General features: G+C 53.4%; 24 protein-coding genes and 1 riboswitch. Of the genes, 9 read left to right on the top strand and 15 right to left on the bottom strand.

What is annotated here, in order from left to right; genetic code table 11:
• Nucleotides 1–5: 5 nt before the first annotated feature.
• The 3 genes from HOP44_RS21650 to yyaC are packed head-to-tail and all read right to left on the bottom strand — an operon-like array spanning nt 6 to nt 2,067.
• Nucleotides 6–662 (bottom strand): DUF6483 family protein, encoded by a 657-nt coding sequence (locus HOP44_RS21650; protein ID WP_172257334.1) that lies wholly within the window; start codon nt 660–662, stop codon nt 6–8.
• A 32-nt stretch (nt 663–694) separates the two neighbouring features.
• A complete protein-coding gene (locus HOP44_RS21645; RefSeq protein ID WP_172257332.1) occupies nt 695–1,480 on the bottom strand; it encodes an alpha/beta fold hydrolase in 786 nt (261 codons plus the stop codon).
• A 17-nt stretch (nt 1,481–1,497) separates the two neighbouring features.
• Nucleotides 1,498–2,067, bottom strand: a complete 570-nt coding sequence (gene yyaC / locus HOP44_RS21640) for a spore protease YyaC (protein WP_172257372.1) — start codon at nt 2,065–2,067, stop codon at nt 1,498–1,500.
• Between the two features lie 227 nt (nt 2,068–2,294).
• Between yyaC and HOP44_RS21635 the strand changes: the two genes are divergently transcribed.
• The 4 genes from HOP44_RS21635 (at nt 2,295) to HOP44_RS21620 (ending at nt 4,220) form a co-directional block, all read left to right on the top strand.
• Nucleotides 2,295–2,519, top strand: a complete 225-nt coding sequence (locus HOP44_RS21635; RefSeq protein ID WP_172196973.1) for a DUF1128 domain-containing protein — start codon at nt 2,295–2,297, stop codon at nt 2,517–2,519.
• A 245-nt stretch (nt 2,520–2,764) separates the two neighbouring features.
• Nucleotides 2,765–3,022, top strand: a complete 258-nt coding sequence (locus tag HOP44_RS21630) for a GlsB/YeaQ/YmgE family stress response membrane protein (RefSeq protein ID WP_172257330.1) — start codon at nt 2,765–2,767, stop codon at nt 3,020–3,022.
• A gap of 89 nt (nt 3,023–3,111) precedes the next feature.
• Complete coding sequence (locus tag HOP44_RS21625; RefSeq protein WP_172257328.1) at nt 3,112–3,675, top strand: YtxH domain-containing protein; 564 nt, start codon at nt 3,112–3,114, stop codon at nt 3,673–3,675.
• A 125-nt stretch (nt 3,676–3,800) separates the two neighbouring features.
• On the top strand, nt 3,801–4,220 hold the full coding sequence (locus HOP44_RS21620; RefSeq protein ID WP_219915571.1) for a DUF5665 domain-containing protein: 420 nt from the start codon (nt 3,801–3,803) through the stop codon (nt 4,218–4,220).
• 168 nt (nt 4,221–4,388) lie between these two features.
• Here the strand turns inward: HOP44_RS21620 and HOP44_RS21615 are convergent, their stop codons facing one another.
• The 10 genes from HOP44_RS21615 to HOP44_RS21570 all read right to left on the bottom strand — a co-directional run bounded on the left by HOP44_RS21615 (nt 4,389) and on the right by HOP44_RS21570 (nt 15,413).
• Nucleotides 4,389–5,165: a sigma-70 family RNA polymerase sigma factor gene (locus tag HOP44_RS21615; protein ID WP_172196979.1), complete on the bottom strand. Its 777-nt coding sequence runs from the start codon at nt 5,163–5,165 to the stop codon at nt 4,389–4,391.
• Nucleotides 5,162–5,611: an anti-sigma B factor RsbW gene (gene rsbW, locus HOP44_RS21610; protein WP_172257326.1), complete on the bottom strand. Its 450-nt coding sequence runs from the start codon at nt 5,609–5,611 to the stop codon at nt 5,162–5,164. Before rsbW ends, HOP44_RS21615 begins: the two co-directional genes overlap by 4 nt.
• Before the next feature lie 18 nt (nt 5,612–5,629).
• Entirely contained in the window at nt 5,630–5,968 is a 339-nt protein-coding gene (locus HOP44_RS21605) for an STAS domain-containing protein (RefSeq protein WP_172257324.1), read from the bottom strand.
• 126 nt (nt 5,969–6,094) lie between these two features.
• Nucleotides 6,095–7,753 (bottom strand): response regulator, encoded by a 1,659-nt coding sequence (locus HOP44_RS21600; protein ID WP_172257322.1) that lies wholly within the window; start codon nt 7,751–7,753, stop codon nt 6,095–6,097.
• An 18-nt stretch (nt 7,754–7,771) separates the two neighbouring features.
• Nucleotides 7,772–8,641, bottom strand: a complete 870-nt coding sequence (locus tag HOP44_RS21595; RefSeq protein WP_172257320.1) for a CheR family methyltransferase — start codon at nt 8,639–8,641, stop codon at nt 7,772–7,774.
• Nucleotides 8,642–8,704: 63 nt separating this feature from the next.
• Nucleotides 8,705–12,370, bottom strand: a complete 3,666-nt coding sequence (locus HOP44_RS21590) for a response regulator (RefSeq protein ID WP_172257319.1) — start codon at nt 12,368–12,370, stop codon at nt 8,705–8,707.
• On the bottom strand, nt 12,371–13,522 hold the full coding sequence (locus HOP44_RS21585; protein WP_172257317.1) for a SpoIIE family protein phosphatase: 1,152 nt from the start codon (nt 13,520–13,522) through the stop codon (nt 12,371–12,373). It lies immediately after the preceding gene.
• 207 nt (nt 13,523–13,729) lie between these two features.
• Nucleotides 13,730–14,077 (bottom strand): YflT domain-containing protein, encoded by a 348-nt coding sequence (locus tag HOP44_RS21580; RefSeq protein WP_172257315.1) that lies wholly within the window; start codon nt 14,075–14,077, stop codon nt 13,730–13,732.
• A 136-nt stretch (nt 14,078–14,213) separates the two neighbouring features.
• Nucleotides 14,214–14,753 (bottom strand): hypothetical protein, encoded by a 540-nt coding sequence (locus HOP44_RS21575; protein WP_172257313.1) that lies wholly within the window; start codon nt 14,751–14,753, stop codon nt 14,214–14,216.
• A 129-nt stretch (nt 14,754–14,882) separates the two neighbouring features.
• Nucleotides 14,883–15,413: a DUF948 domain-containing protein gene (locus HOP44_RS21570; protein ID WP_246370006.1), complete on the bottom strand. Its 531-nt coding sequence runs from the start codon at nt 15,411–15,413 to the stop codon at nt 14,883–14,885.
• A 364-nt stretch (nt 15,414–15,777) separates the two neighbouring features.
• Between HOP44_RS21570 and HOP44_RS21565 the strand changes: the two genes are divergently transcribed.
• From HOP44_RS21565 to HOP44_RS21555, 3 genes are all read left to right on the top strand, one after another.
• Complete coding sequence (locus tag HOP44_RS21565; protein WP_172257311.1) at nt 15,778–15,945, top strand: DUF1328 domain-containing protein; 168 nt, start codon at nt 15,778–15,780, stop codon at nt 15,943–15,945.
• A gap of 339 nt (nt 15,946–16,284) precedes the next feature.
• The gene (locus tag HOP44_RS21560) at nt 16,285–17,115 is read left to right on the top strand and encodes a hypothetical protein (RefSeq protein WP_172257309.1); all 831 of its coding nucleotides are present in this window, start codon (nt 16,285–16,287) and stop codon (nt 17,113–17,115) included.
• Nucleotides 17,116–17,326: 211 nt separating this feature from the next.
• Nucleotides 17,327–17,509 (top strand): hypothetical protein, encoded by a 183-nt coding sequence (locus HOP44_RS21555; protein WP_172257307.1) that lies wholly within the window; start codon nt 17,327–17,329, stop codon nt 17,507–17,509.
• Between the two features lie 164 nt (nt 17,510–17,673).
• Here the strand turns inward: HOP44_RS21555 and HOP44_RS21550 are convergent, their stop codons facing one another.
• Nucleotides 17,674–19,299 carry an ABC-F family ATP-binding cassette domain-containing protein gene (locus tag HOP44_RS21550; protein WP_172257305.1) on the bottom strand — a complete coding sequence of 542 codons (1,626 nt, stop codon included), beginning with the start codon at nt 19,297–19,299 and terminating at the stop codon, nt 17,674–17,676.
• 202 nt (nt 19,300–19,501) lie between these two features.
• Nucleotides 19,502–20,602, bottom strand: coding sequence for an MBL fold metallo-hydrolase (locus HOP44_RS21545; RefSeq protein WP_172257295.1), 1,101 nt, complete (start codon nt 20,600–20,602; stop codon nt 19,502–19,504).
• A 159-nt stretch (nt 20,603–20,761) separates the two neighbouring features.
• Between HOP44_RS21545 and HOP44_RS21540 the strand changes: the two genes are divergently transcribed.
• Nucleotides 20,762–21,910, top strand: a complete 1,149-nt coding sequence (locus HOP44_RS21540; protein ID WP_172257293.1) for a virulence factor — start codon at nt 20,762–20,764, stop codon at nt 21,908–21,910.
• A 223-nt stretch (nt 21,911–22,133) separates the two neighbouring features.
• Nucleotides 22,134–22,320, top strand: a riboswitch (Lysine riboswitch).
• Nucleotides 22,321–22,439: 119 nt separating this feature from the next.
• Entirely contained in the window at nt 22,440–23,909 is a 1,470-nt protein-coding gene (locus HOP44_RS21535; protein ID WP_172257291.1) for an amino acid permease, read from the top strand.
• The last annotated feature ends 52 nt before the right edge of the window (nt 23,910–23,961 follow it).

The raw sequence follows: 23,961 nt of genomic DNA, 5'->3' as shown, positions 1-23,961 counted from the left end.
GACGGCTATTCGTCCCGAAGCGCTTCGATGCCTTCTTCCAGCTCGCCGCGCGACAGACCGCCGGCTTGAAGCTGCTGTTCGCCGAGCGCCGACAAACGGGCATAGAACATCCGTCCTTCTTCAAGCGCATCCGCGTCGCCGTCCGGACTGGCATTCAGCATCCGATACATGGCATCTTCCGCAGACGCATACCGGCCTTCCTGTTCTTCATAGAGCATGAGCAGCCGTTCTTCCGCCGCAGGCAGACGGTATCGCTCAAGCTGGGCGGCAAGCTCTTCGATCCGAAGGGGATAATCGACCAGTTCACGGCTCCCTCCGTTCAAAGCGGCATACAGATACACATGGAGCGCCTTGATCCGCACAGCGGCCGCCACCTGTTCTTCGCCCATATTGTCGCGGATTTCTCCGTTCTCCTGCAGCATACGCGCGACCAACTGCAGACTTTCCGCATCGACGCCGTCCCGCTGCCGGAACAGACGGATCAGTTCTTCGGCGGGAAGCGATCGCAGCATCTGCTCGCTCATGCGAAAATGGCGTTTGAGCAGACCGTCTAATTTTTCGAGCGCCTGCTCATTTTTTTGTTCCCTGCGAAGACCCAGCATGGAGCCTACCGCTTCGCTCATCTCTTCGATCATGCGCATCAAGTAATCTTTTCTTAGCATGATAGTTCTCCTCTTCTTTGACTGTCCCGCTTTTAGAGCCGCTCAACAAATGAAGCGATCTGACGGGCCAGCTCCTGCGGCGCTTCGAATAGACTCATATGCCCGGCGCCTTCGATAATGCGGCGGGTCGTAAAAGCATTCTCGGCGGCAAAAGCTTTCTCCGGCGGAGCAATACCGTCTTCACTGCCTGCAATCAGCAGCACCGGGCGTTCGAAAGAGCGGATCACGTTGCCGCGATCCGGACGTTCTCTCATAGCCAGTGCCGCGCCGGCTGCACCTTCCGGACGCATCGCCGTACCGATCCCGATTACACGGTCCACTTCCGCTGTCATCCGCCGTGCATTCTCGGGAGCGAACCAATTGGGCGCCGATTGTTCGACAAAAGGCCGGACGCCTTCTTGGGCAAACCGTTCGGCCACGGCCGTCCGTTTCTCTTTGCCTGCCGCATCGTCCGGCAGCGGAGTGGAATGTACCAGCCCGAACGCCAGCAGCCGCTCCGGATAACGCTCCGCGAACGACAGTGCCGTGTAGCCGCCCATCGAATGTCCCAACACGACGGCCTGCTTGATCTCAAGAGCATCCAATAATTGAAGAACGCCGTCCGCCATTTGTTCGATCGTATAAGGTCCCGGCGGCGCCTCCGATTGTCCATGACCGAGCAAATCCGGCACTATACACCGAAAATGTCCTTCCAGCAGCGGCACGAGCCGTTCCCAGTAGTCCGCGCTCCCCATAAATCCGTGCAGCAGCACCAGAACCGTTCCTTCTCCCCGATCCGCGTAACGAATCGGCACGCCTTCTTGTTTCCGTCTCTCCATGTCCACGACTTCCTTTCTTAAGGTTTGTCCGTTTCCGTCAGCGGTTCGGAAAACGCCAGCATGCCAAAGGCTTCCCGCGCGGCTTCCGCCGTCTGCTCTGCCATCTGCAGCACAAGCCGCAGCGATGCGCTCTGAAGTGCCTGGTAGGGCCTCGGCCCGTACACGTTGACCACAGCCGCAACACTGTAGTCGCCGATAGGGGAAAAGGTCCCCTTCATCGAACCTGCAGGAGTGAGCGGTCCCCGCAGCGGCAGGAACCTGCCGACCGATCCGGGCTTGCCCAGACAGGCATCCAAAGCGACAACGGTAAGTTCCGTGGGCAGTGCATGGGTAATCCGTTCCAAATTGGCGGCATCGCAGGGTTCTTCAAGCGTTCCTCTCACATAGGGAAAGCCCGCTTCTTTCAGACGGCTGCCGACAAGAGGACCATAGGCATCCCCGCTGGACCGATCCGTACCGATGCACAAAAAGATCAGCTGATCCGGACGATACGACGCTGCCAATTCGGCGAACAACTCGTGCAGACCGTCAAATCGGTTCTTCCGCCTGACCGGACTGTCCGTCTGTGCCCATACCGATTCGCTCATACTCAATATTCATATCCACCTTTTTCATCCGGCTTCCGGTCTTCGACCGATGTCCTCTCGATTTTAACGCACTTGACGGGTATTCTGCAAAAAAGGATGAGTCTCCTTCCCGATCATGCTACAATGAGGAAACATAAACCGTCGATGCGGAGCCTTTTGTCGAATTCCGATTTGACCGGCGGCCTCCGTGTTTATCGATGGCATCGTCTGCCGGAAGGAGATTATACATGGATTTGTCCAGCAAAACCCAGGAAAACGTAGAGTATATGATTGAGTCGATTAAAAATAAGCTCCGCATGGCTTCCGGAGCTGCGATGCAGGCTTCCTCGTTCTCGGTGGAGCGTTATGAAGACATCCTCGACATTTACGAACTTGTGGTCAGCAAGCCTTCACTCAGCATTTCCGAAGTGGAAGCGGTCGCCTCCGAATTGGGCCGTTTACGCCGGAAATAAGCGCAGCCTGCCGCTTTTCACCCTAGAATTCACATCTCGCGCCAAACCCGGCCTTTCGTGCTCCTTCTTGAGCTCAAGTCGGGTTTTTTGCTTTTCATCGGCTGCCGGAATGTCTCCGGTTTGCCTCGTCCGGCAGTACCTTGCCTGTTTCAGCGGGAAAAGCGGCGTTTATATAGCAATTAAGAGCGGCGGCGCAGCATACCGAACATTGCGTAAGCGGAATGCCGGGAACGGAGGTAAGCCGAATGTGGGGACTGGTCATCAGCCTGATTATGGCGATTGTGATCGGGTTCATCGGAGACGCCCTGGCGGATAACGCCATGCCTGGCGGAATCATCGGAGCCGCTGTAGCCGGGTTGGCCGGTGCTTGGGTAGGCAATATGCTGCTTGGCAGCTTTGGTCCGAACATTGCGGGCTTTGCCATTATCCCCGCCGTACTCGGTACCGCGATTTTCGTCTTGGTCCTTGGATCCATTGCCAAGTTGTTCAGACGCGCAGCTTAGACATTCGATCGAAGCCACGTATTTCAAAAGAGCCCTAATAACCGACCATGGCCGCAGAGTCCATGACTACACTTGAGGAGTGATTATCAATGAATGAAGCAGAAAAAGAATATCCGATGCAAAGTGGTACGACTTTCACCAAAGGCCTTCTGATCGGCAGCCTGCTCGGAGCCGCAGCGGCTCTGCTGTTTGCTCCAAAACCGGGACGCGATCTGCGCAGCGACATTTCCGACAAGGTAGGCGTAGCCACCGACAAGACCAAAGGTGCGGCAAGCACAATTGGCCTCAAAGCCAAAGATACCGCTTCGGTTGTCAGCGAAAAAGCAAAAACGGCAGCTACGGTTGTCAGCGAAAAAGCGACAACGCTGGCTCAATCCGTTTCCGAAAAAACATCGAATGTTGTACAATCGGTACGCAAAAACGGCTCCGACGTAACTGAATCGGTAAAAGACGCTTCGGCTGACGTAGGCGAAACGGTAAAATCGGCTTCGGCCGACGTAGCCAACGAAGCTGCAAAAGCGGACAAAGAAATCATGCAAGAAACGGCTAAAAAAGCCGAAGAAACCAAAAATGAAATCAAACCGGCGAACTCCAACGCGCCAGCATCTTCGACAACACCAACAACACCAACAAGTCAAAAACCTGTCCTGTAAAGATTTCTGCATCTTCAAAAAGCCGGCTGGAATCAGCCGGCTTTTTTTATCGAACATCCTTGAATGGACTTTTGCAAACAGCCGACTATGTATAATCTACTTTACCGAAAGCGGGGGGATTTGCCATGGCACACACCGAGACGCGACCGAATCCGGGCGACCGCTTCGCAAGCGCAACCATTGAACAGAATGAGCGCACCCAAGACGGAACGCTCCGTCCCCAAGACTTGTCCAAAGATCATCCGTTTGAGCTTCGTCATGAAGTAAGCCGGTTGAACAAACAGCTGGAAGACATCTCGGTCGCCTTGAGAAAAGGCGATTTCAAAGATCTGGTCGAGAACTACACTGATTGGAAAAGGCGGATTATTTCCAACTTTACCGCAGGAGTTGCCCGCGGTTTGGGATTGTCGGTCGGCACTGTTGTCGTGATCGCCCTGCTCACCTGGATTGCCTCCGTTATGGCAAGCCTTGGTGTTCCTTATGTCAGCGACTTCTTCGACTATATGGGCAGCTTGATTCAACAAGGCCGTAATGGCGGGACCTGATTGAGTTGTAAAAGGTCAAAAAAGCGCGATATTTCGGACAGACTCCGGCTCTGTCCGAAACATCGCGTTTTTCCTATGGCTTCTAACAGATTTGCAGCCAAATAAAATAGCCAAGCTGTCCCAACGCACATTAGGAGGAAGCTTGGCTATTTTTATAAACGGTCATGATCATAAGGAAGAAGATGAATTGGACATGATCTGTTTAAGTTTTTCGGTGGCGCGTTTTTGAATCCGGGATACGCTCATTTGAGAAACGCCAAGTTTCTGTGCGATCGCGCGCTGTGACTGTCCCTCCTGAAAAGCAAGCAGCAGCACTTTCTGCTCCTGTTCCTTCAACTGGCTGAGTGCCTGTTGAAGGTCCATACGCCGTTCGACCGTATCGTAGTCGTTCACGTCGGAACTGATCAGCTCGCCAAGCGTGGCGGCACTTTCCTCTTGGGAAAGAGGAGAGTCCAAGGACACGTAATGATAGCATTCGCGGCCGGCCAGGACTTCAACCGTTTCTTCCACGCTCAAATCCAAATACTGTGCGATTTCTTTGACATCCGGCGAACGTTCCAAACGAATGGTAAGTTCGTCGATTGCCTGCTGAACCAGCGCACCTTTTTCCTTGATTCGTCTAGGCACCTGTATGTACCAAGATTTGTCCCGCAGAAAGTTTTTCATATGCCCGATCATACTTTTCATCGCGTAGGGCTCAAAAGGAATCCCCAACTGGATGTCGTATTGTTGAAGCAGGCGAATCAAAGCCATTTGACCCACCTGATACAAGTCTTCATAAAGATCGGGCCGGTTTCTGGCAATCTTGCCTGCGGCCATCTTGACCATCGGCTCGTACTTTTTGATGAGCACCGTGGCGATTTCGTTATCCTTGGTCTGTTGATATTCCCAAATCAAGGATACCGCTTCCGACATGGATTCAGGCGGCGTCACTTTATCATTCATACTTTCTCCTCACTCCTGGTGAGACGCTTGGTCAGAATGACCTGCGTTCCTTTTCCGCTCTCGCTGGAGACACTGACTTCGTCCATCAGAGCCTGCATGAGATAGAAACCGAGACCGCCGATTTCTACATCGTGCAGTTCTTTATCGTGAAGGGTCGTGGCATCCGAAGTATCCTGCGGAAGCGCGAAACTTACGCCTTCGTCCTTGACGGTGATTGTGAGTTCTTCTCCGTTGACGCCGAAGATAACCTCCACCAATCCTCCTTCCTGTCCGTAAGCGTATAGAACCGAGTTATTGCAAGCTTCGGATACGGCAACCTTCATATCTTCGATGTCCTCATAGGAAAAGCCCATCTTGGACGCGATGCCGTACAGGTTCAGCCGTACAATATCCACGTAGTCGGCCGTAGCCGGTAAGTTGAGGGTAACGGTTTGATCTGCTTTCATGCGTTGTTCGATCCTTTCCTATTGGGAATTCTCTTGGGGTTCAAAAAATTTGGCGATACCTGTCATATCAAACAACTTTTGAATTTGCGGCGGCACTTCTTCCACGCTGAACGAAGCATTCATGGAATGACGTGCTTTCAAAATGGAAAGCAGAATCCCAATTCCCGTACTGTCGATATACTTCAATTCTTTTAAATTGATAGTCAAATCGGCATCGGAATCCCCTACGAGCGGTTCCATAACAAGGCGAAAATCCGGCGCTACAGACAAGTCGAGTTCCCCACTCAAATAGACGACGTTTTTGCCTTCTTCGGAAACCGTTTTTGCATTGAACTTATCATTCTTATTTGTGGTCATAGACATTCTCCCTAAAAAAATGTTTTCTAAGCTTATTAAACACAAACGGGGTTCTTGAAACTTAACTTTCATTACCGACTTACCGCTATCCGACTTTGCACCCGACCATGTTCTTCCCGCTCCAACCTAACGTGCGGCCTTAGTTTCGGTCCGATCGCCAAGTTCGAGCTGGTAACGCGCAAGCACTTGTTTGAGGCCTGCCATTTTGACCGGCTTGCTGATGTAATCGTCCATCCCCGCTTCGCTGCAGCGCTGCCGGATGTCGTTCATTACATTCGCCGTCATGGCTACCACTATAGGACTGTGTTCTCCGGCAAACAGCTTGCGGATCTTTCTCGTAGCTTCGAGTCCGTCCATAACGGGCATCTGCAGGTCCATAAACACGTAGTCGTAGTAACGCTGCTCCAGCATCCGTAGGGCCTGCTCGCCGTCTTCCGCCGCATCTGACGCGATGTCCATCTTCTGCAGCATACTCGTGATCAGCTTGCGATTGATCGGATGGTCGTCCACGATCAGTACCGAAGCTCCGCTTCTTGTTTCTTCCCGGAGTGCCGTCAAAGGCTCTCCCCGAAAAGGAGGCGGTTTTTCCGGTTGAAAGCTTTGGACCTGAATCGTAAAGACGAACATGGCTCCGCCCTCGTCCATGGGTTCGGTCCGGATCTCTCCGCCCATCATTTCCACAAGCGTCTTGCAGATTGCCAAGCCAAGACCGGTACCGCCGTATTTTCGGGTCATCGAAGAATCAAGCTGGGAAAACGGCTGGAACAGCCGGTTGGCCTTGTCCGGCGAAATGCCGATGCCGGTATCTTTTACCGCAAATTCCAGCGTGAGTTTCCCGTTCTCTTCTCCGCGAATCGATACGACCAAGTAAATACCGCCGCGCTCCGTGAACTTGACGGCATTGGCTACCAGGTTGATCAGCACCTGCCGCAGACGGGCCATATCCCCGTACAGCAGCTCCGGTACCGACTCCTCCATAAAGTATACCATCTCTAGATTCTTTCGTGCTGTTTCCATCGTAAACAGATTAAAAACTTCGCCGATACAAGTTTTCAGTTCAAAAGGATGCTCTTCAAGCTCCATTTTGCCCGATTCCATTTTGGTAAAGTCCAAGATGTCGTTGATTACCGTGACAAGCGCATCCGCGCTGCCCCGGATAATCTCCGTGTATTCTTTCTGCTCCGGCTTCAGTTCCGTTTCCATCAGCAGATCGATCATGCCGATCACTCCGTTCATGGGCGTACGGATTTCGTGACTCATCATGGCCAGAAACTCCGTTTTCGCTTTGACGGCAATCTCGGCTGCCTCTTTGGCTTTGACCAGCTCTTCGTTGATCTTTTCCAGCTCCTGCGTTTTCTGATGCAGCAGCGTGCTCTGATCTTTCAGACGCTTGTTCGCCAAATACATGCTAACGAACCCCTCGATTTTGGATTTCAAAATCTGGGGGATAAACGGTTTAACCATATAATCGATTGCGCCCGCGGAATATCCGGCAAACAAATGCTCGGATTCCTTGCTGTTCGCGGAGATAAAGATAATCGGAATATCCTTGGTCTTCTCTCTGGCTTTAACAAGCTTTGCCGTCTCGATCCCATCCATGCCCGGCATCTGGACATCGAGTACAATGACCGCAAATTCGTCTTTTAATAGACAGCGCAGCGCTTCTTCGCCCGAAGTCGCCTTTATGAGCGTATAACGCTCGCTGCCCAAAACGGCTTCCAAAGCGAGCAAGTTCTCCGGACGGTCGTCGACCAGCAGGATATGAATCGGCTCTTGAACCCCCATGGAATCCTCCTACACTTTCTATTTAATCTTCCGATAGATCTTCTCCACCCGATCCAGAGGTTCGTAGCAGTCACTGAATTGGGTGAAATGGATGGACTCTTTGGCTCCCAGAACCAGAAGACCGAAACGGCTCAAGCTCTCGTAGAAAAGTCCGTGCACTTGATCCCGGAGCGTATCGTTGAAATAAATCATTACATTGCGGCAAAAAATAACGTTGAATTCGTTAAAAGAACGATCCGTTGCCAGGTTGTGCTCGGCAAAGATAATATTCTTGCGAAGATAAGGCTGAAGCATCGCCGAATTGTATTTGGCGGTGTAATAGTCGGAGAAAGACTGGGTCCCTCCCGCTTCCAAATAGTTTTTCGTATACAATTTCATTTTATCGATTCCGTAAATGCCTTCTTTTGCCTGCTGCAGGGAGCGGTCGTTCATGTCCGTGGCATAAATCCGGGCTTTATCGTACAGTCCTTCTTCATGCAGCAAAATGGCCATCGAATAGACTTCTTCTCCCGTGGAGCAGCCGGCATGCCAGATGCGGATATACGGGTAAGTCCGCAGAATCGGAACGACCTCCCGGCGAAACGTTCGAAAAAGCTCGGGATCGCGAAACATTTCCGTTACCGGAATAGAAAGGTTCTGCACCATCCGCTCAAAGCTCGCGCGATCGTGCAGGACCTTGTCCTGAAGCTGGGAAATGGTCGAAAGGTTCTCCGAATGGGCATAATGCCAAATTCGGCGAAGCAGAGAAGGCCTGGCGTAGTTCCGGAAATCGTATCCGTACATCCGGTGGACACCTTCTAGCAGGAGATCCGCTTCGATCGCCTCGCGCTCCGTCAAGTCAGCCGTTTTATCCGTTAAAGCCGTATCCTCAAAACCGTTGAATTTCATTACATTCAGCCCCGATATGTGCAAAATCGTCCTTAATCCTTGTCTATTACCCAAATCTGCGGGTTACGAATACAACCAGACACGCATAAGCGAAAGAAGCTGCTCGGTTTGAATCGGTTTTTTGACATAATCGGAAGCTCCCGCTTCGATACACTTGCCCCGATCTTCCTTCATCGCTTTGGCGGTCAGCGCAATAATCGGAATCCGCTCCAGTCCCGGCATCTGCCGGATCAGCCGCATCGCTTCGTAACCGTCCATCTCCGGCATCATCATGTCCATCAGGATCAGATCGAACTCGTCGCGCTGCTGCTCCAGGATATCGACCGCTTCGCGTCCGTTCTCCGCAAAAGTCACATCCATTCTGTAACTTTCAAGCACGCTGGAGAGCGCGAATACGTTGCGAACGTCATCGTCGACAAGCAGAATCTTTTTGCCTTCGAACAGCGTTTCTTTGTTGTGCAGCTTTTGCAGAATCTTGCGCTTGTCTTCCGGAAGGTCCGCTTCGACCCGATGCAAGAACAAGGTCGTCTCGTCAAGCAGGCGCTCGGGAGACTTCACGTCTTTGACGATGATCGACTCGGCGTACTGGCGAAGCTTGGTCTCTTCCTTGGAGTCCAGGTCTTTGCCCGTATAAATAATGATCGGCAGATCGCGCAGCCGCTCGTCTTCGCGAATACGGTCGAGCATCTCGAAGCCCGTCATATCCGAGAGCATCAGATCGAGCACCATGCAGTCGTAATGGTGGCGCTGAAGCTCTTCAAGTGCCTGGCTGCCCGTGCCGACCGCTTTGATCGCAACGTCGTCATGTCCGATCAGCTCGATGATCGCCCCGCGCTGCACTTCGTCGTCTTCGACGATCAGCAGATGTTTGAGACTCTTGTCCGCATAGGAGCCGATGTAGGAAAAGGCGCGTTCCAGCCCTTCTTTGTTGGCCGGCTTTTTCAGGTATGCGATAGCTCCCATCATCAGGCCCTGTTTGACATCATCCACGACGGACACCACGTGCACCGGAATATGCCGGGTTTCGGAACTGCTTTTGAGTTCGCTCAAAATGGTCCATCCATCAATGACCGGCAGTTGGATATCGAGAATAATGGCATCGGGCATCCGGCTGCGGGCCGTCTCGAGGCCCGTATCGCCCTGGACCTCCACCATGGCTTTGTATCCGTAACTGCGGGCCATATCGCGCAGAATGACCGCGAATTTCGGATCATCCTCGATAATCAGCAGTACCTTGTCTTCGGGAGCGAGCGCGTCCCGGTCGTCTTCGATCTCCGTAAGCTGCGGCTTGGGCGCGATCGGTTCGACCGAAGCGGGTTTGCTTTTGCGGGAAAAGACGCGCTCCTCGCTGCGAGGCTGCGGAGCGGCCGTTTCTTCGCCGGAGGCGTAGGCCGTCAGCTTCGGAATATACAAGCTGAAGCGGCTGCCGCTGCCTTCCTCGCTCTCCAGTTCGATCGCTCCGCCGAGCAGCTTGGCAAGCTCGCGGCTGATCGAAAGACCAAGTCCGGTTCCGCCGTATTTGCGGCTTGTCGTCCCGTCGACCTGTTGGAAAGCTTCGAATACGATATCCGTCTTGTCCTGCGGAATCCCGATTCCCGTATCGATGACGGAGAACTCGATGAATTTGCGTTTCTTCTCAAGATAATCCGGCAGCTCTTCGGGCTGCGCTTCGCAAACGCGGAACGTGACCGATCCGTCCGACGTGAATTTGAAAGCATTGGAGAGCAGATTGCGCAGGACCTGTTTGAGTCGGTGTCCGTCGGTCAAAAGCGCGCTCGGCAGCTCGTCTTCGTTGACTTCAACGTTCAGTGCGATTCCCTTTTTCTCGGCTACCGCTCCAAAGTTGCTGGTCACAAACGTTGTGATTTCGTCGATCGGCACAGGCTCCCGGTTCAGCTCCATTTTGCCCGCATCGACTTTGGAAAGATCGAGAATTTCGTCGATCATCTTCAGCAGGTCACCGCCGGACATATAAATCGTCTGTGCGTATTCCACCTGCTTCGGCGCCAGATTGCCTTCTTTGTTCTCCGCAAGAAGCTGGGAGAGAATAAGCAGGCTGTTGAGCGGCGTCCGAAGTTCATGCGACATATTGGCCAGAAACTCGGATTTGTATTTGCTGGATACGGCGAGCTGCATCGTTTGACGTTCCAACTGCACACGGGCCAGCTCGACTTCGCGGTTCTTCTCTTCCGTCTCGTGCACCTGTTCTTCCAGGGCCCGCGTCTTGGCAATCAGTTCCGTATTGAAATGTTCAAGTTCCTCCTGCTGACGCTGCAGCAGATCTTCGGAACGCCGCAGCGCTTCGGCCTGCGATTCCAGGTTCTCGTTGGAGCGCTTGAGCTCTTCCTGCTGCGTCTGCAGTTCTTCGGATTGGCACTGCAGCTCTTCGGTGAGCGCCTGCGATTCGCGAAGAAGCTCTTCCACGCGCAGACGGCCGTTGATGTTGTTGAAGATGATACCCAGATTCGACAGCAGCTGATCCAACAGCTGACGCTGCAGGCTGCTGAACGGCGTCAGCGAAGCGATCTCGAACACGCCGATCAATTCATCTTCCGCCACTACCGGGTGAATCATGATTTGGGCCGAAGGACTTTCTCCCAAAGCCGAACCGATCTCGATATACTGCTGAGGCACGTCTTCCAGCAGAATTGTCCGGCGGTCAGCCGCGCTCTGCCCAAGCAGCCCTTCGCCGATCCGGAACGAGGGTTTGGTTTCGGGGGCACCGGAGAACGCGTACGAACCGCTCAGATTCAGTTGGTTCGGATTCTTCAAATCGACCAGATATAAAGCTCCGTATTCCGCTCCCAGAATCGGCGTGAATTCGCTCACGAACGTCTGAGAAACTTTGTTCAGCGACATGATGCCTTTGAGCACATCGGTAATCCGTGCCATATTGGAGTTGATCCAGGCCCGGTCGTTCTGAGCTTCCAGGTACTCGCGCTCAAGCTGCTGTTTCTCTTCGATATCTTCGGCCATCGCTTGAAAAACTTTGGCTACGCTGCCGATCTCGTCCGTCGACTTGACCTTGATCCGTCGAATGGCTTTGAGTTTGCCTTTGCCGAAACTCGAAATCATCATGGATACCGTGTTCAACCCGCGCGTGACGCTCGGAATGACCCACATCATGATTCCCAGACCGAGCAGCAGCCCTACAAGCAGGAAGATCGCGGTGATCTGCGTGGAACGTTCGTAGGCCGCTTTGACGTTCGCGACTTCGGCTTCGACCTGCAGATCCTGATAACTCGCCAACTCGTTCAATGCATCCAACGCGGTACGCTGCAGCTCGATCCCGGTGGAATCCCGGTAGGCTTGGGCCTGATCCAGGCCGCCGTTCTCGAGCAGCTGCATCAGATTGGTCTCGTAAGCCGAAAAATCATCCCAACTGGTTCCGACGTTCTGCACCAGACGCCGCTCTTCCGCCGATCCTTTTTCCGAGTTGATCGAATCCCAGAAACGTTCGGTCCGCTCTTTCGCATTTTCGATAAAAAGGCGGCTCTCGGACAGATTCGACTGCCGTTTGTTGAGCAGCTGATTGGCCAGCTCGGTCGCGATTCCGTTCACTTCGCCCCGCATCCCGCTGCTGTAACGGACTTTCATATAGCGGTCTTGATAAACCCGGTCGATTTGATCGTTCATATAACTCATCCGCTCGTAGCTTACCAGCGACAGCGACAAGATAATGAGCAGCAGGGCCGAAAAGCCCACGATCAACTTGGTCTTTATTTTCATTTATTCAGCCGCTCCTTCTTTCAAAGAAATCCAGACCAAACATTTGTCGTCGGCAGCTTCCCCTTCGAAAAACACTTCCTGCATGCGTTCTTTGTCAAACGTATGTCCCTCCCGAAGATGATCGATCAAGAAGTTCAGCTGGTCTTCCTGCTCGCCGTCAACCGCTTCCAGCAGACCGTCGGTGTACAGAACCAGGTGGCTGTCCGAATTGTAAGAAACGGTCTGCGGTTCGGCTTCGATCCGGTCGAACAGACCGACCGGGTGCGAGGAACGCTCCAGCTTGACCACTTCGTCTCCGCGGAACAGCAGCCCCGGCGGGTGCCCGGCATTGACGTAATCGATCCGTTTGAAGCGCGTATCCACCACCATGTAGATCGCGGTAAAGTAATACTGGATCAGCTGGTTTTCGATATGCAGCTGGTTAAAGCGGCGATTCAGCTCCTGAATGACTTTCTCCGGATCGACATAGGTGACGACCGTATCTTTGAGCACGGAAGCGATGAACATACAGAACAGCGAGGAAGAAATGCCATGGCCCATCATGTCCAGCAGAATGATTCCGTAGCGTCCGTCTCCGAGCGGATACCAGGCGTACAGATCGCCGGCCAGTTCGAAAGAAGGTTTGTACAAAGCATCGATCTCGATATTGCGGTCGTTAACCGGCAGACTGAGCACGGCGTTCTGTACCAGAGCGGCCAGTTTGAGTTCGTCCTGGATACGCTGGTCGCGTTCCGTATGCCAATCTTTCTCCTGCTTCAGGCGAAGCGCCAGCCGAATCCGTGCCATCAGTTCGACTTTGTTAATCGGTTTCGTGACATAATCGCCTGCTCCCGCATCCAGCGCTTCGGCCAGCTTTTTGGAGTCGCCTACGGCCGTGACCATAATGATCGGAATATCGCGCAGATGTTCATACGTCTGTACGATCCGGCAGGCTTCAATTCCGTCCATTTCGGGCATCATCATATCCAGCAGAATAAGATCGATATCCGAATTTTTCGTTTTGACCCGCGGATCCAGATCGGGAATACCCAAGACCGCGAACATCTCTCTTGCGGAAGCCGCGATTTCAATATTCCGGTAATCTTCTTTTTTCAAAATTTCGCGAATGATAATGACATTGGTAGGATTGTCGTCGACAACTAGAATCTTCATAATCCTCTCCCTCTGTTTATGCGCTGCCGCATTAAAACTCTGCTATTTTAGTTAATATCCATCTCAGCAACCTTCTTTAACCTCTTTAACTACTTCTTGTAAAAGATTCCATAAACATAGATAAGGAATGGGAACCTGAGTCCCATTCCTTATCTATACTTCGAATCCGCCCTCGGGCGGCGAAGAAACTGTAATGTCGAATACCCCTTAAAGTTCCGGGGTCAAAGCGATAACCAGGACTTTGCCAAGCTCAAGCTGTTCTTCGTAATAAGCTGACTCCCGTTCGGAAAATCCCATACCGGCAATCCGCTCGCGAAGCTCTTGGGCGTTGGAGGCCAGGATTTGTATGCCTTCCATCACGGGTTGATCGGTGTCGGACATAACGGGCCGCGCCCCTGCCGCCTTGGCCACATGATCGGTATGCTGCAGATTGTAAGCCAGTACAAACAGCTGATTCCCCGTATAACCGGTCGTTCGGAGTTCCCTGATCGTTTCGACGGCTTGAACGCCGTTCTCCACAATTTTTGCATAAGCTTTGGCATCGGCGGCATCCATTGCTGCATACGCTCCTTTGCTAAAGGCTTGTTAGTTAAGCCCAAACCATATTTTACCCTCTTTTAAACGGTTTGAAACATTTTCTCGAAAAAATGTTTCAAAAACGCTGCAAGCAGCAAAATGCCTATTGAAGACGTTAAACGGAAGAGGTGTCGAACAGATCGATACTGCGTACAAGACCGCTGACGGGATCGACAAAGACCTTGATGGCTTGACCGTCGTGCTCATACCCAAATCCGTCGTCCGCGCTGAAATCGGGTTCTCCCAGACGTTCGCGGATGTCCGCGGCGTCCATGGGAAGCACATGCCCGTTCAGTGTGAAACTGCCTTCGCTTGCCGGAACGGACACATAATAAATCCATTCTTCGTACACCCCTACATGGACTGCTGCGTAACGGTATTCTTCGCCGGCCATATAGGCAGGAACACGCTCGGAAGGCTCGCCGTGCAGACGGTTCGCCTTCTCGATGCGATCCTGAAGAGTAAGCCCGTTAAGGCTTTCGTAACCCGATGAAGCGGGATACAGGGAAGCGGACACGGAATCCTGGGCACTGGCCAAATGAACCGACTGATAAATCGCGGGTACCGCCGCTGCGGACGAAACGGAAGAAGGGGCCTGGTCCTGAGTCGAAAGAGAAGACAACACTCCGGTAAGAAGCATCATGATTGTAAACATCGTTCTCATCCTTTCGTGCGCTGCAGGAACTTCGAAGATCTTGCCCGTCATGGACAAAACGCTGTATGCCGCCGTTCGAATCGACAGCACCGGACGGTCCAAATTCGGCTTATGCAGCCGAAACCGTGTTTATCGGCGGATTTTCTGCCAGAACGATACGCCCGTATCGACCCATTTCACGATTTTCTGGACACCGGCGCCGGATGCGTCCGCCGTCCGGCCGTCGGAACCGTAGGTGGCTTTGTAGCTCCGAACCGTCGCACTGTCGTTCGATGTCGGCAGCAGCGCTGCTCCCTCGCTCTTTTGTTTTTCTTTGTTTTCGCGGTGATGCTTGGCTTTCTCGATCATACGGTGCGAATACTGTTGGCTCACCAGCGTCACTTCGTTCAAAAGCTGCCCCAGGTTTTTTACCGATTCCATAACCGGGTCAAGCTGTTTGAGCTTGTGATTCGCATCCAATGCGATATCGTTGGTATGCCGAACGACCTGCTTGACCTCGTAGGTAAGCTCGTCCATCGTTTTCTGCACTTCTTTCAGAGTCTGTGCCGTATTCTCCAGCGTCTTGGTCCCCGCTTGCAGGACCTTGATCAGGAAGATCACCAGCACCGCAAACGCCACAGCTACAATAAGTAAAGCCCACTGCCAAAGTTCCAAATCCAAAACCTCGCTTTCTTCTCATCCATTTTTTTCGATAATCGCGCTAATTCTCTCCTGCGTTACTCCATAGTTACCCTGAGGTTTTTCCGCCGAAACAAAAGCAAAAACGGCCCCTGACCTGCCTCGACGGCCTTTGTTTCAATGTGAAAATGCTTGGTTAATTTGTGTCTACGAGACGCAGGAAGCTTGCAGGTCTCCCGAAATTCCCTTTCCTTTATTACGCTTTTGCGCGATATCCCGAAGCCAGGCAAATGTACTTGGCCGGCTTCGGCGGAGCGGACGGATTTCCGATTCCTTCTATTATTTATAACGCTTCCCCGATGCAGCTCATCTTGTCTATTTTACATAAAAGAAAGGAGTGAATCTCATGATGAAATGGTCTTTGATCCTGTTGGTAGTCGCCGTGGTGCTGGGCATTTTCGGATTCGTCGGAATCATCGAAGCGGCAGCGGCAATTTTCAAGGTTCTGTTCTGGGTCTTCCTGGCTTTGTTCGTAATCTCGCTGTTCTTCGGCCGGGGGCGCTCAACGCGTTAACCCGATTCGATCGATTGCCGCAACCGCGTAAGGCCGAAACCGTTCAGTAGTCCTTACGCAATCGTGAAACCGCCCTTCCGGGGCGGTTTTTCAATTTTCCCCTTTCTTTTTTTAATTTTTATTTTAAGGGCCCTTTTCCCACTTCAAAAAAGCCCTTTCGACCTTCCGTTATCATTATAGCAACTTTGCGAGCATTCGCCTAAACTGCAAGGATTCACCCAAAGAAGTTACTATTTCGTTATTTTTTTTGAAGAAGGTTGGTTCAACCGACTAAGGTCTAGTTTATTCTTATAACAGGATGGAGCAAACAAGCTCCCAAAACACAAGGAGGTTCATTTTATGAAAAAATTAGTAACTCTTACAGCTTCGGCATTGCTGATGGCGTCTATGGCGACTGCAGTTTCCGCAGCTGAAACTACAACAGGTTCGGTTACGAACGCAACTTACGTACCCACCACGACTACAAGTGCAACAGCTAACTTTGTCGGCAACCAAAACGGGTTCAGCTTCCCGATTCCTTCTTACTGGGATGCTCGCGTGAAACACACTGAATTCACTGCGGACCAACTGAAAGCCAAAGGGGAAAGCGGCGTCTATCTCGTTAACTTTACATACACCCCGGAAATGGCAGCACCAAATGGTTCGGTTGAACCGGTTAAATTCGCATCGATCCGTGGTTATGACCGCACGGCTTGGGATGCAATCTCCAACAAAGACGTACTTGGAAAAGTACTGAACACAACTGGAAACGTAGTTTACGTTCTGGAATCGGTTACGGCTAACCCATTCTCGAACGCTTCCGATATGGAGCGTTTCAGCAACCTGCTTCAGGGAGTAAGAAGCGGAGTTTCTTCCAACTTCACTACAGTCGTTGTTCCTACAGTACCGGGAACTCCAACAACTCCTGCTACGCCTGGAACTGAAGTGCCGGTAGATCCGAATGCACCGCTCGTTCCAACAAACGATCCGTCGAAGTATTCGGATACTCCGACTCCGACGATCGATCTGACTACGATGACACCGTTCTACAAATCCCCGGGCGGCACAATGATCGGCTACCTCGGACCCCAAAAGCTCGATACAACGGGCAACGGTACGACTGATCCGGCCAGCGGCCAATGGGTTGAAATCTACACTTGGATGGGTCTGGCTTGGATCGTAATCGAATAGTCGATTCGTTCTTCTCCCGATCAGTCAAAAGCACCGGCAGCCGCCGGTGCTTTTTTCGTTCCCGGACTTGCGCGCGGCTTCGCAGCCCTTCGGGATTCCCGGAAATTTGCCGCTTGTTCCGACGCTTGAAAGCGGATAAGATAAAGAAGAAATCCGCAGCCCACATCCGTCCGTCAAAGACGTTGCCCTGCGCAGCGAGGAGGAATTTCGTATGACCGAAGAAAAAGGACCCCGCAAAGTCGACCTGGCCGAAGCGATCCGCAGCAAGCTGGAGCAGAAGAAACAGCAAACCGGCTCGAACAAAAACGGTTTTCACGGGAACGACACCAAAAAGCTGACGACCCAAAACAACAAAAAAGCAAATAACCAGCGCCGCCGTACCGGAGGATCGTAAATCGATCTGTCCGGCTGCGCAGCAGAAAAAGCCCCTTTCCCGGATCAAACCGGAAAAGGGGCTTTTTCATGCTCTTCCTATGCGATATTAGCCGCAAAAAAGCCGCTTCCGCGGCAGACTGTCGTCCGTGCGGAAGCGGCTTGAACCGTATTCCCGTCCAGGTCTTAGACCTGGACGGTGTACATGCGGTTGCGCAGTTCTTTCACTTCATCGTTCTCGAGATATTCGTCATAGGTCATAGCGCGATCGATTACGCCGTTTGGCGTGATCTCTACGATCCGGTTGGCGATCGTCTGGATAAACTGATGGTCATGGGAAACGAACAGCAGCGTGCCGTCGAAGTCGATCAGGCCGTTGTTGAGCGCCGTGATGGATTCCAGATCCAAGTGGTTGGTCGGCTCGTCCATGATCAGCGCGTTGGCGCCGTTGAGCATCATCTTCGCGAGCATGCAGCGAACTTTCTCTCCCCCGGACAGGACGCTGGCTTTCTTGAGGCCTTCTTCGCCCGCAAACAGCATACGGCCGAGGAATCCGCGCAGGAAAGTCTCATCCTGCTCATTGGAGTACTGGCGCAGCCATTCGACGAGATTCAGATCGACCCCTTCGAAGAACGCGGAGTTGTCTTTCGGGAAATAAGCCTGGGTCGTCGTAACGCCCCATGTATATTCGCCGCCATCCGCTTCCGTTTCGCCCATCACGATATCGAACAAAGTCGACTTCGGCAGACCGTAAGGGCCGACGAAAGCGATCTTGTCGCCTTTGTTGACGACCAAGTTGAAGTTATCGAGCACTTTCTCGCCTTCGATGGACTTGCTCAAATTCTCAACCGTCAGCAGCTGCTTGCCCGCTTCGCGTTCCGGCTTGAAATTGATAAACGGGTATTTGCGGTTGGAAGGACGAATATCGTCCAGCGAAATTTTCTCCAGCTGTTTCTTCCGCGAAGTGGCCTGTTTGGATTTCGAGGCATTCGCCGAGAAGCGCTGTACGAACGCTTGAAGTTCTTTAATTTTTTCTTCTTTTTTCTTGTTCTGGTCGCGTACGAGGCGCAGAGCCAACTGGCTCGACTCATACCAGAAATCGTAGTTGCCGACGTAAAGCTGGATCTTGCCGAAGTCGATATCCGCGATATGCGTGCAGACTTTGTTCAGGAAGTGCCGGTCGTGAGAGACGACGATGACGGTGCCTTCGTAGCTCATCAGGAAGTTCTCCAGCCAGTTGATCGATTCGATGTCCAAGTGGTTGGTAGGCTCATCCAGCAGCAGGATCTGAGGACTGCCGAACAGGGCTTGGGCCAGCAGGACGCGGACTTTCTCGTTGCCGCTCAGCTCGTCCATCTTTTTCTCGTGCAGGTCACGCGAAATGCCCAGGCCGATCAGAAGCGCGGCCGCGTCGGATTCGGCATCCCAGCCGTTCAGCTCGGCAAAATCGCCTTCCAGTTCGCCGGCACGAATGCCGTCCGCTTCGGAGAAGTCGCTTTTGGCGTACAGTTCGTCTTTTTCTTTCATGATCGAATACAGACGGCTGTGTCCCATGATGACCGTTTCCAGCACCGGATACTCGTCGTATTCGAAATGGTTCTGTTTCAGCACGGCCAGGCGTTCGCCCGGCGTGATGGAGACTTCGCCCTGGTTCGCTTCGATCTCTCCGGAGAGGATCTTCAGGAACGTCGATTTGCCGGCGCCGTTGGCGCCGATCAGGCCGTAACAGTTGCCCGGATTGAATTGAATGTTGACGTCTTCAAAAAGTGGCCGCTTGCCGTAGCGAAGCGTAATGCCGCTTGTACTGATCATGTGCATTCCCATCCTTTATTATAAACTTTTCGTTAAACGCTTATTTCATGCGGCGACCCTGAAAGTCTAGTGTACTTTTCAAAAGCTTATTATAGCATAAAACGACGCTGCGTAAGACATTATGCGACTCTTTTCCGTAAAATTTCATCAATCGCAGAAAACGAATCAAAGCCGCTCCGGTTGGACCGAAGCGGCCTGCCTGCTATTCGATCATCTTCTGCTGCGCGTGTACGATCATGGTCTCGCCGTGCGCCATCAGCTTGATGCAGTCCTGCGAGGTGCCGGTCCTTTTCCGTTCGGCTTCCAGACGCGCCAAAGCTTCCTCGGCGGTGTCGTCGGACAGTTTGAACGTGCCGAAGTGCATCGGGATCATGATCTCGGCTCCTACGTCCCGGAAAGCCTGCAGCGCCTGCTCGGGATTCATATGCTGCGGCCCCATAAACCATTCCGGTTCATAAGCGCCGATCGGCATCAGCGTAATGTGCACGCGGAACCGGTCTCCAATCTCGCGAAAACCCGCAAAATAGCCGCTGTCTCCCGCGAAATAAACGGTCGGCGGAAGAGGATTGCCTTCAGCGGAGACGTTGGCGTTCAACGTCTCGCTCCAGCGTCCGCATTTGGCTTTGTCCGCGGAATCCATCGACGACGGGTCGGCATGGCGGGCGTAGGACTTTTGTTCCGAACCTACGACGGTCCCCGGCGTCACCTTGACGGCTTCCGCAGGTTCCAGCACAAATCCTCCCCAGTGCGACGTATTCGCATCGAACAGCGTCCGACGGGTCCAGTGCTGGGTCGGTACAAACGTGATTCGAACGCCTTCGAACACCAATTCTTCCCACCAGGCCAATTCGATGCAGCGTCCGACCTGTTTACGCGCCAGTTTCTTTTTCAAACCGACCGGTACGACGATCTGCGTCTTGGGACTCTGCAGTTTGCGGATCGAAGCGATATGCATATGATCGTAATGGGAATGCGAAATCAGAATCAAATCGATAGGCGGCACTTTCTCGATCGGAATTCCCGGTTCCGTAAGCCGCTTGCCGATTCCCATTCGCTTGGCCCAGATCGGATCGGTCAAAATGTTCAAGCCCGCATACTGAATCAAAAATGTGGAATGTCCCACCCAGGTAATCGTTACGTCGTCGCGGTTGTCCGTCAAATAATCCAGTTTGGCCGGCTGACTCGGGATGATATACGAATAATCGCGTTTTTTGCGTCTGCGGTGCAGATGGCGGTCGCGATGTTCCTTGAGCGTTTTCCCCATCGGGGTATTGTTTGCGTTAAGGTACTTCACCTTGGGCATATCCGTTCCTCCTTCGCTAGACTGCCTCACTCTCTCATTACCCTCTCTCTGCTTATATCGACTAAGAAAGCTTAATATTTTTGCAATTTGACGGCCCGCGGGTTGTGACAATTATTATGGCGGCGTGTAAAATAAGGAATGAAGGAGGTCTGATCACCTATGGAAATCAAATTGATCGAACCCACGCCCAGCCCGAATACGATGAAACTTCATCTGAACGAGACGCTGGAAGCGGGAATTCGCAAAACATATACGCTGGATAACGAACGCTCCGCTCCGCCGATCATTGCGCGCCTGCTGCATATCGAAGGGGTCAAAAGCGTATTCCACACGGCGGACTTTATGGCGATCGACCGCAAACCCGGCGCGGACTGGCCCGCTATTCTGTCCAGTGTACAGGAAGTGTTCGGCAGCCGTTCGGATCAACCGGTCGATTCGGATATCGAAGACGCGGCGGGCCATTTCGGCGAAGCCCAGGTTTTCGTCCAGTTTTTCCGCGGTATTCCGATGCAGATCCGGGTCAAATCCGGCCTGACGGAAGAACGGATCGGCTTGTCGCAGCGCTTTGTCGATGCGGTCACGGAAGTAGCGAGCGCCACGATGATCAAGGAACGCAAGCTTACCGATTACGGCGTCCGCTACGGCGATCTGCCGGATATCGCGCGTGAAGTCGAGCAGGAGCTCGAAGCGGCGTTTCCGCAGGAGCGTCTGGAACGCGTCATCAAGCAGGCGATCGCCCATGGCGCAAAAGCCGAGGAGTTTGTCGAGCAGCGCCGCGAATGGTCGCAGGCCGAAATCGAAGAAGGCCTGCAAAGCGCAGACTGGCGCCGCCGCTACTCCGCGCTTGAAGCGATGGAGGCCAGCGAAGAGACACTGCCGCTGATCGAACGCGCGCTCGGCGACGAGAAGATGCAGACCCGACGGCTTGCCGTTGTCTACTTGGGCGATCTGAAGACGCCGGAAGCGATGCAGCTGCTTTTCAAAGCGATGAAAGACTCTTCCCCGGCGGTTCGCCGTACGGCAGGCGATACGCTGTCGGATATCGGCGACCCCGCGGCAACGCAGGTCATGCTGGAATCGCTGACCGACACCAGCAAGATCGTCCGCTGGCGCGCGGCCCGCTTCCTGTACGAAGTCGGCACCGCCGAGGCTCGCGAAGCGCTCGAACAAGCTTCGAACGATCCCGAATTCGAAGTAGGCCTGCAGGCGCGGATGGCGCTGGAGCGGATCGATTCCGGCGAAGAGGCGGCCGGTACCGTCTGGCAGCAGATGGCCAAGAGCCGCCAGAAGCCGGAAGAAACCGTCTGACCCCGAAATTCGGACCGGCCTGGCGCAGCTCCCGACGAGGCTGCCCAAGCCGGTCCTATTCGTTTGTCGATCCGTCCGGAAAAGATTGTGCGAAACAGGGTTGCCTCAAGAAAAGCAATCCCGTATACTGTGAAAGTTGTTCGCCCTGCGAATACACGGCTTTTTGATTTGAACGAGTTCAACCGAATACGTTATGTCCTCATCGCAGCCGAGTTCGAAACGCTGATGAGGTAGAGGTTGCGGTGGCGATCAGTACACCGGCGGAGGCGCAGCAGAACGCCCGAGATGCCGGTTTGGAAAGGCGCACCCGCCGAAGCGCGGATTTCTCTGACCTGAATTCGTGCTGGGGCCGTCTCCGAAAGGAACGGAACTGTCATCCGCCGCAGGGCGGGTGTTGAGCTATCTTCACGAAACGAAGCGAGTTTGCGATGCGGATTTTGCCCCAACCGGCGGACCCGTGTCTGCCGGTTTTTGCCGTACGCTTCTTTTCGTGAATTTTCAAACCCACACGAGGAGAGTTGACCGACACATGAAAACATCCCAAGAAAAGACGCCCCAGGCGTCCCAACTGAAAAAAGGCCTTCAGGCCCGTCATATGACCATGATCGCCCTTGGCGGAGCGATCGGAACCGGACTGTTTCTCGCAAGCGGAGGAGCGATCGCGGGCGCGGGACCGGGCGGCGCCCTGCTCGCCTACGGTGCCGTCGGCATCATGGTCTACTTCCTGATGACCAGTCTCGGCGAACTTGCCACCTACTCGCCGGAACCCGGTTCGTTCAGTTCGTACGCCGGCCGCTTCGTCGATCCCGCACTTGGCTTCGCGATGGGCTGGAACTACTGGTACAACTGGGCCGTTACGATTGCCGCGGAGCTGGCCGCCGCAACGCTGATTATCAAATACTGGTTCCCGGACAGCTCTTCGTTCCTGTGGAGCGTATTGTTCCTGGCTATTTTGTTTCTCTTGAATGCTTTGTCCGTCCGCGCTTACGGAGAAGCGGAATACTGGTTTGCGCTGATCAAGATCGTGACCGTTATTTTGTTCCTCGTGATCGGGGTCGCCATGATCTTCGGAGTCATGGGCGGAGAAGCGGTCGGCTTCAGCAACTTCACGGCCGGAGATGCCCCGTTTAACGGCGGATTCCTTGCTTTCCTGGGTGTCTTCATGGCCGCCGGCTTCTCGTTCCAGGGTACGGAGCTGATCGGCGTTGCGGCCGGCGAAAGCGAAAATCCCCGCCGCAATGTACCGCGCGCGATCCGTCAGGTGTTCTGGCGTATCCTCATTTTCTATATCCTGGCCATTTTCGTCATCGGCCTGCTGATCCCTTATACCGATCCCAACCTGCTGAACGGCGGGCTGGACCAGATCGGCGTCAGTCCGTTTACGCTGGTATTCGAGCGTGCCGGCTTCGCTTTTGCGGCGGCCGTCATGAACGCGATTATCTTGACGTCCGTGCTCTCGGCCGGCAACTCCGGCATGTACGCTTCGACCCGGATGCTGTACGCGCTGGCAATCGAAGGCAAAGCGCCGAAGTTCCTGGCGAAGCTGACCCGCGGCGGCGTGCCGATCAACGCGCTGATTATGACCGCCGCTGTCGGCATGCTGGCTTTCCTCGCTTCGTTCTTCGGCGACGGCGTCGTCTACAGCTGGCTCCTGAACGCTTCCGGCATGTGCGGATTTATCACCTGGGTCGGAATCGCGGTCAGCCATTACCGCTTCCGCCGCGCTTTTGTCAAACAGGGGCGAAGCCTGGACGAACTGCCTTACCGCGCACGCTGGTTCCCGTTCGGACCCCTGTTCGCTTTCGCGCTCTGTTTGGTCGTAATCGTCGGCCAAAGTCTCTCGACGATCGAGAACGGCAACGTCGACTGGATGGGCTTTACCGCGACTTATCTGAGCGTGCCGCTGTTCCTGGTACTCTGGTTCGGTTATAAACTGGCCAAAAGCACCAAAGTCATCCCTTTGGAAGAATGCGACTTGAGCGGACGCGGCGACGAGTAAGCGCAGCGGCCGAAACCCGACTCACCCTTTATCTTTTGCATTATCCAAAAAA

The sequence above is a fragment of the Saccharibacillus deserti genome (genome assembly GCF_013618475.1).
GTDB classification, from domain to species: Bacteria; Bacillota; Bacilli; order Paenibacillales; family Paenibacillaceae; genus Saccharibacillus; species Saccharibacillus deserti.
This window is presented reverse-complemented; position numbering and strand designations above follow the sequence as displayed.

What these genes read in the sequence shown, in the direction of transcription:
- HOP44_RS21595 (WP_172257320.1), bottom strand. Translation starts at nt 8,641, where the DNA reads ATGAAATTCAACGGTTTTGAGGATACGGCTTTAACGGATAAAACGGCT.
- HOP44_RS21630 (WP_172257330.1), top strand. Translation starts at nt 2,765, where the DNA reads ATGTGGGGACTGGTCATCAGCCTGATTATGGCGATTGTGATCGGGTTC.
- HOP44_RS21625 (WP_172257328.1), top strand. Translation starts at nt 3,112, where the DNA reads ATGAATGAAGCAGAAAAAGAATATCCGATGCAAAGTGGTACGACTTTC.
- HOP44_RS21550 (WP_172257305.1), bottom strand. Translation starts at nt 19,299, where the DNA reads ATGATCAGTACAAGCGGCATTACGCTTCGCTACGGCAAGCGGCCACTT.
- HOP44_RS21590 (WP_172257319.1), bottom strand. Translation starts at nt 12,370, where the DNA reads ATGAAAATAAAGACCAAGTTGATCGTGGGCTTTTCGGCCCTGCTGCTC.
- HOP44_RS21560 (WP_172257309.1), top strand. Translation starts at nt 16,285, where the DNA reads ATGAAAAAATTAGTAACTCTTACAGCTTCGGCATTGCTGATGGCGTCT.
- HOP44_RS21540 (WP_172257293.1), top strand. Translation starts at nt 20,762, where the DNA reads ATGGAAATCAAATTGATCGAACCCACGCCCAGCCCGAATACGATGAAA.
- HOP44_RS21635 (WP_172196973.1), top strand. Translation starts at nt 2,295, where the DNA reads ATGGATTTGTCCAGCAAAACCCAGGAAAACGTAGAGTATATGATTGAG.
- HOP44_RS21645 (WP_172257332.1), bottom strand. Translation starts at nt 1,480, where the DNA reads ATGGAGAGACGGAAACAAGAAGGCGTGCCGATTCGTTACGCGGATCGG.
- yyaC (WP_172257372.1), bottom strand. Translation starts at nt 2,067, where the DNA reads ATGAGCGAATCGGTATGGGCACAGACGGACAGTCCGGTCAGGCGGAAG.
- HOP44_RS21615 (WP_172196979.1), bottom strand. Translation starts at nt 5,165, where the DNA reads ATGAATGATAAAGTGACGCCGCCTGAATCCATGTCGGAAGCGGTATCC.
- HOP44_RS21555 (WP_172257307.1), top strand. Translation starts at nt 17,327, where the DNA reads ATGACCGAAGAAAAAGGACCCCGCAAAGTCGACCTGGCCGAAGCGATC.
- HOP44_RS21575 (WP_172257313.1), bottom strand. Translation starts at nt 14,753, where the DNA reads ATGTTTACAATCATGATGCTTCTTACCGGAGTGTTGTCTTCTCTTTCG.
- rsbW (WP_172257326.1), bottom strand. Translation starts at nt 5,611, where the DNA reads ATGAAAGCAGATCAAACCGTTACCCTCAACTTACCGGCTACGGCCGAC.
- HOP44_RS21585 (WP_172257317.1), bottom strand. Translation starts at nt 13,522, where the DNA reads ATGAAGATTCTAGTTGTCGACGACAATCCTACCAATGTCATTATCATT.
- HOP44_RS21535 (WP_172257291.1), top strand. Translation starts at nt 22,440, where the DNA reads ATGAAAACATCCCAAGAAAAGACGCCCCAGGCGTCCCAACTGAAAAAA.
- HOP44_RS21620 (WP_219915571.1), top strand. Translation starts at nt 3,801, where the DNA reads ATGGCACACACCGAGACGCGACCGAATCCGGGCGACCGCTTCGCAAGC.
- HOP44_RS21580 (WP_172257315.1), bottom strand. Translation starts at nt 14,077, where the DNA reads ATGGATGCCGCCGATGCCAAAGCTTATGCAAAAATTGTGGAGAACGGC.
- HOP44_RS21565 (WP_172257311.1), top strand. Translation starts at nt 15,778, where the DNA reads ATGATGAAATGGTCTTTGATCCTGTTGGTAGTCGCCGTGGTGCTGGGC.
- HOP44_RS21545 (WP_172257295.1), bottom strand. Translation starts at nt 20,602, where the DNA reads ATGCCCAAGGTGAAGTACCTTAACGCAAACAATACCCCGATGGGGAAA.
- HOP44_RS21650 (WP_172257334.1), bottom strand. Translation starts at nt 662, where the DNA reads ATGCTAAGAAAAGATTACTTGATGCGCATGATCGAAGAGATGAGCGAA.
- HOP44_RS21605 (WP_172257324.1), bottom strand. Translation starts at nt 5,968, where the DNA reads ATGACCACAAATAAGAATGATAAGTTCAATGCAAAAACGGTTTCCGAA.
- HOP44_RS21600 (WP_172257322.1), bottom strand. Translation starts at nt 7,753, where the DNA reads ATGGGGGTTCAAGAGCCGATTCATATCCTGCTGGTCGACGACCGTCCG.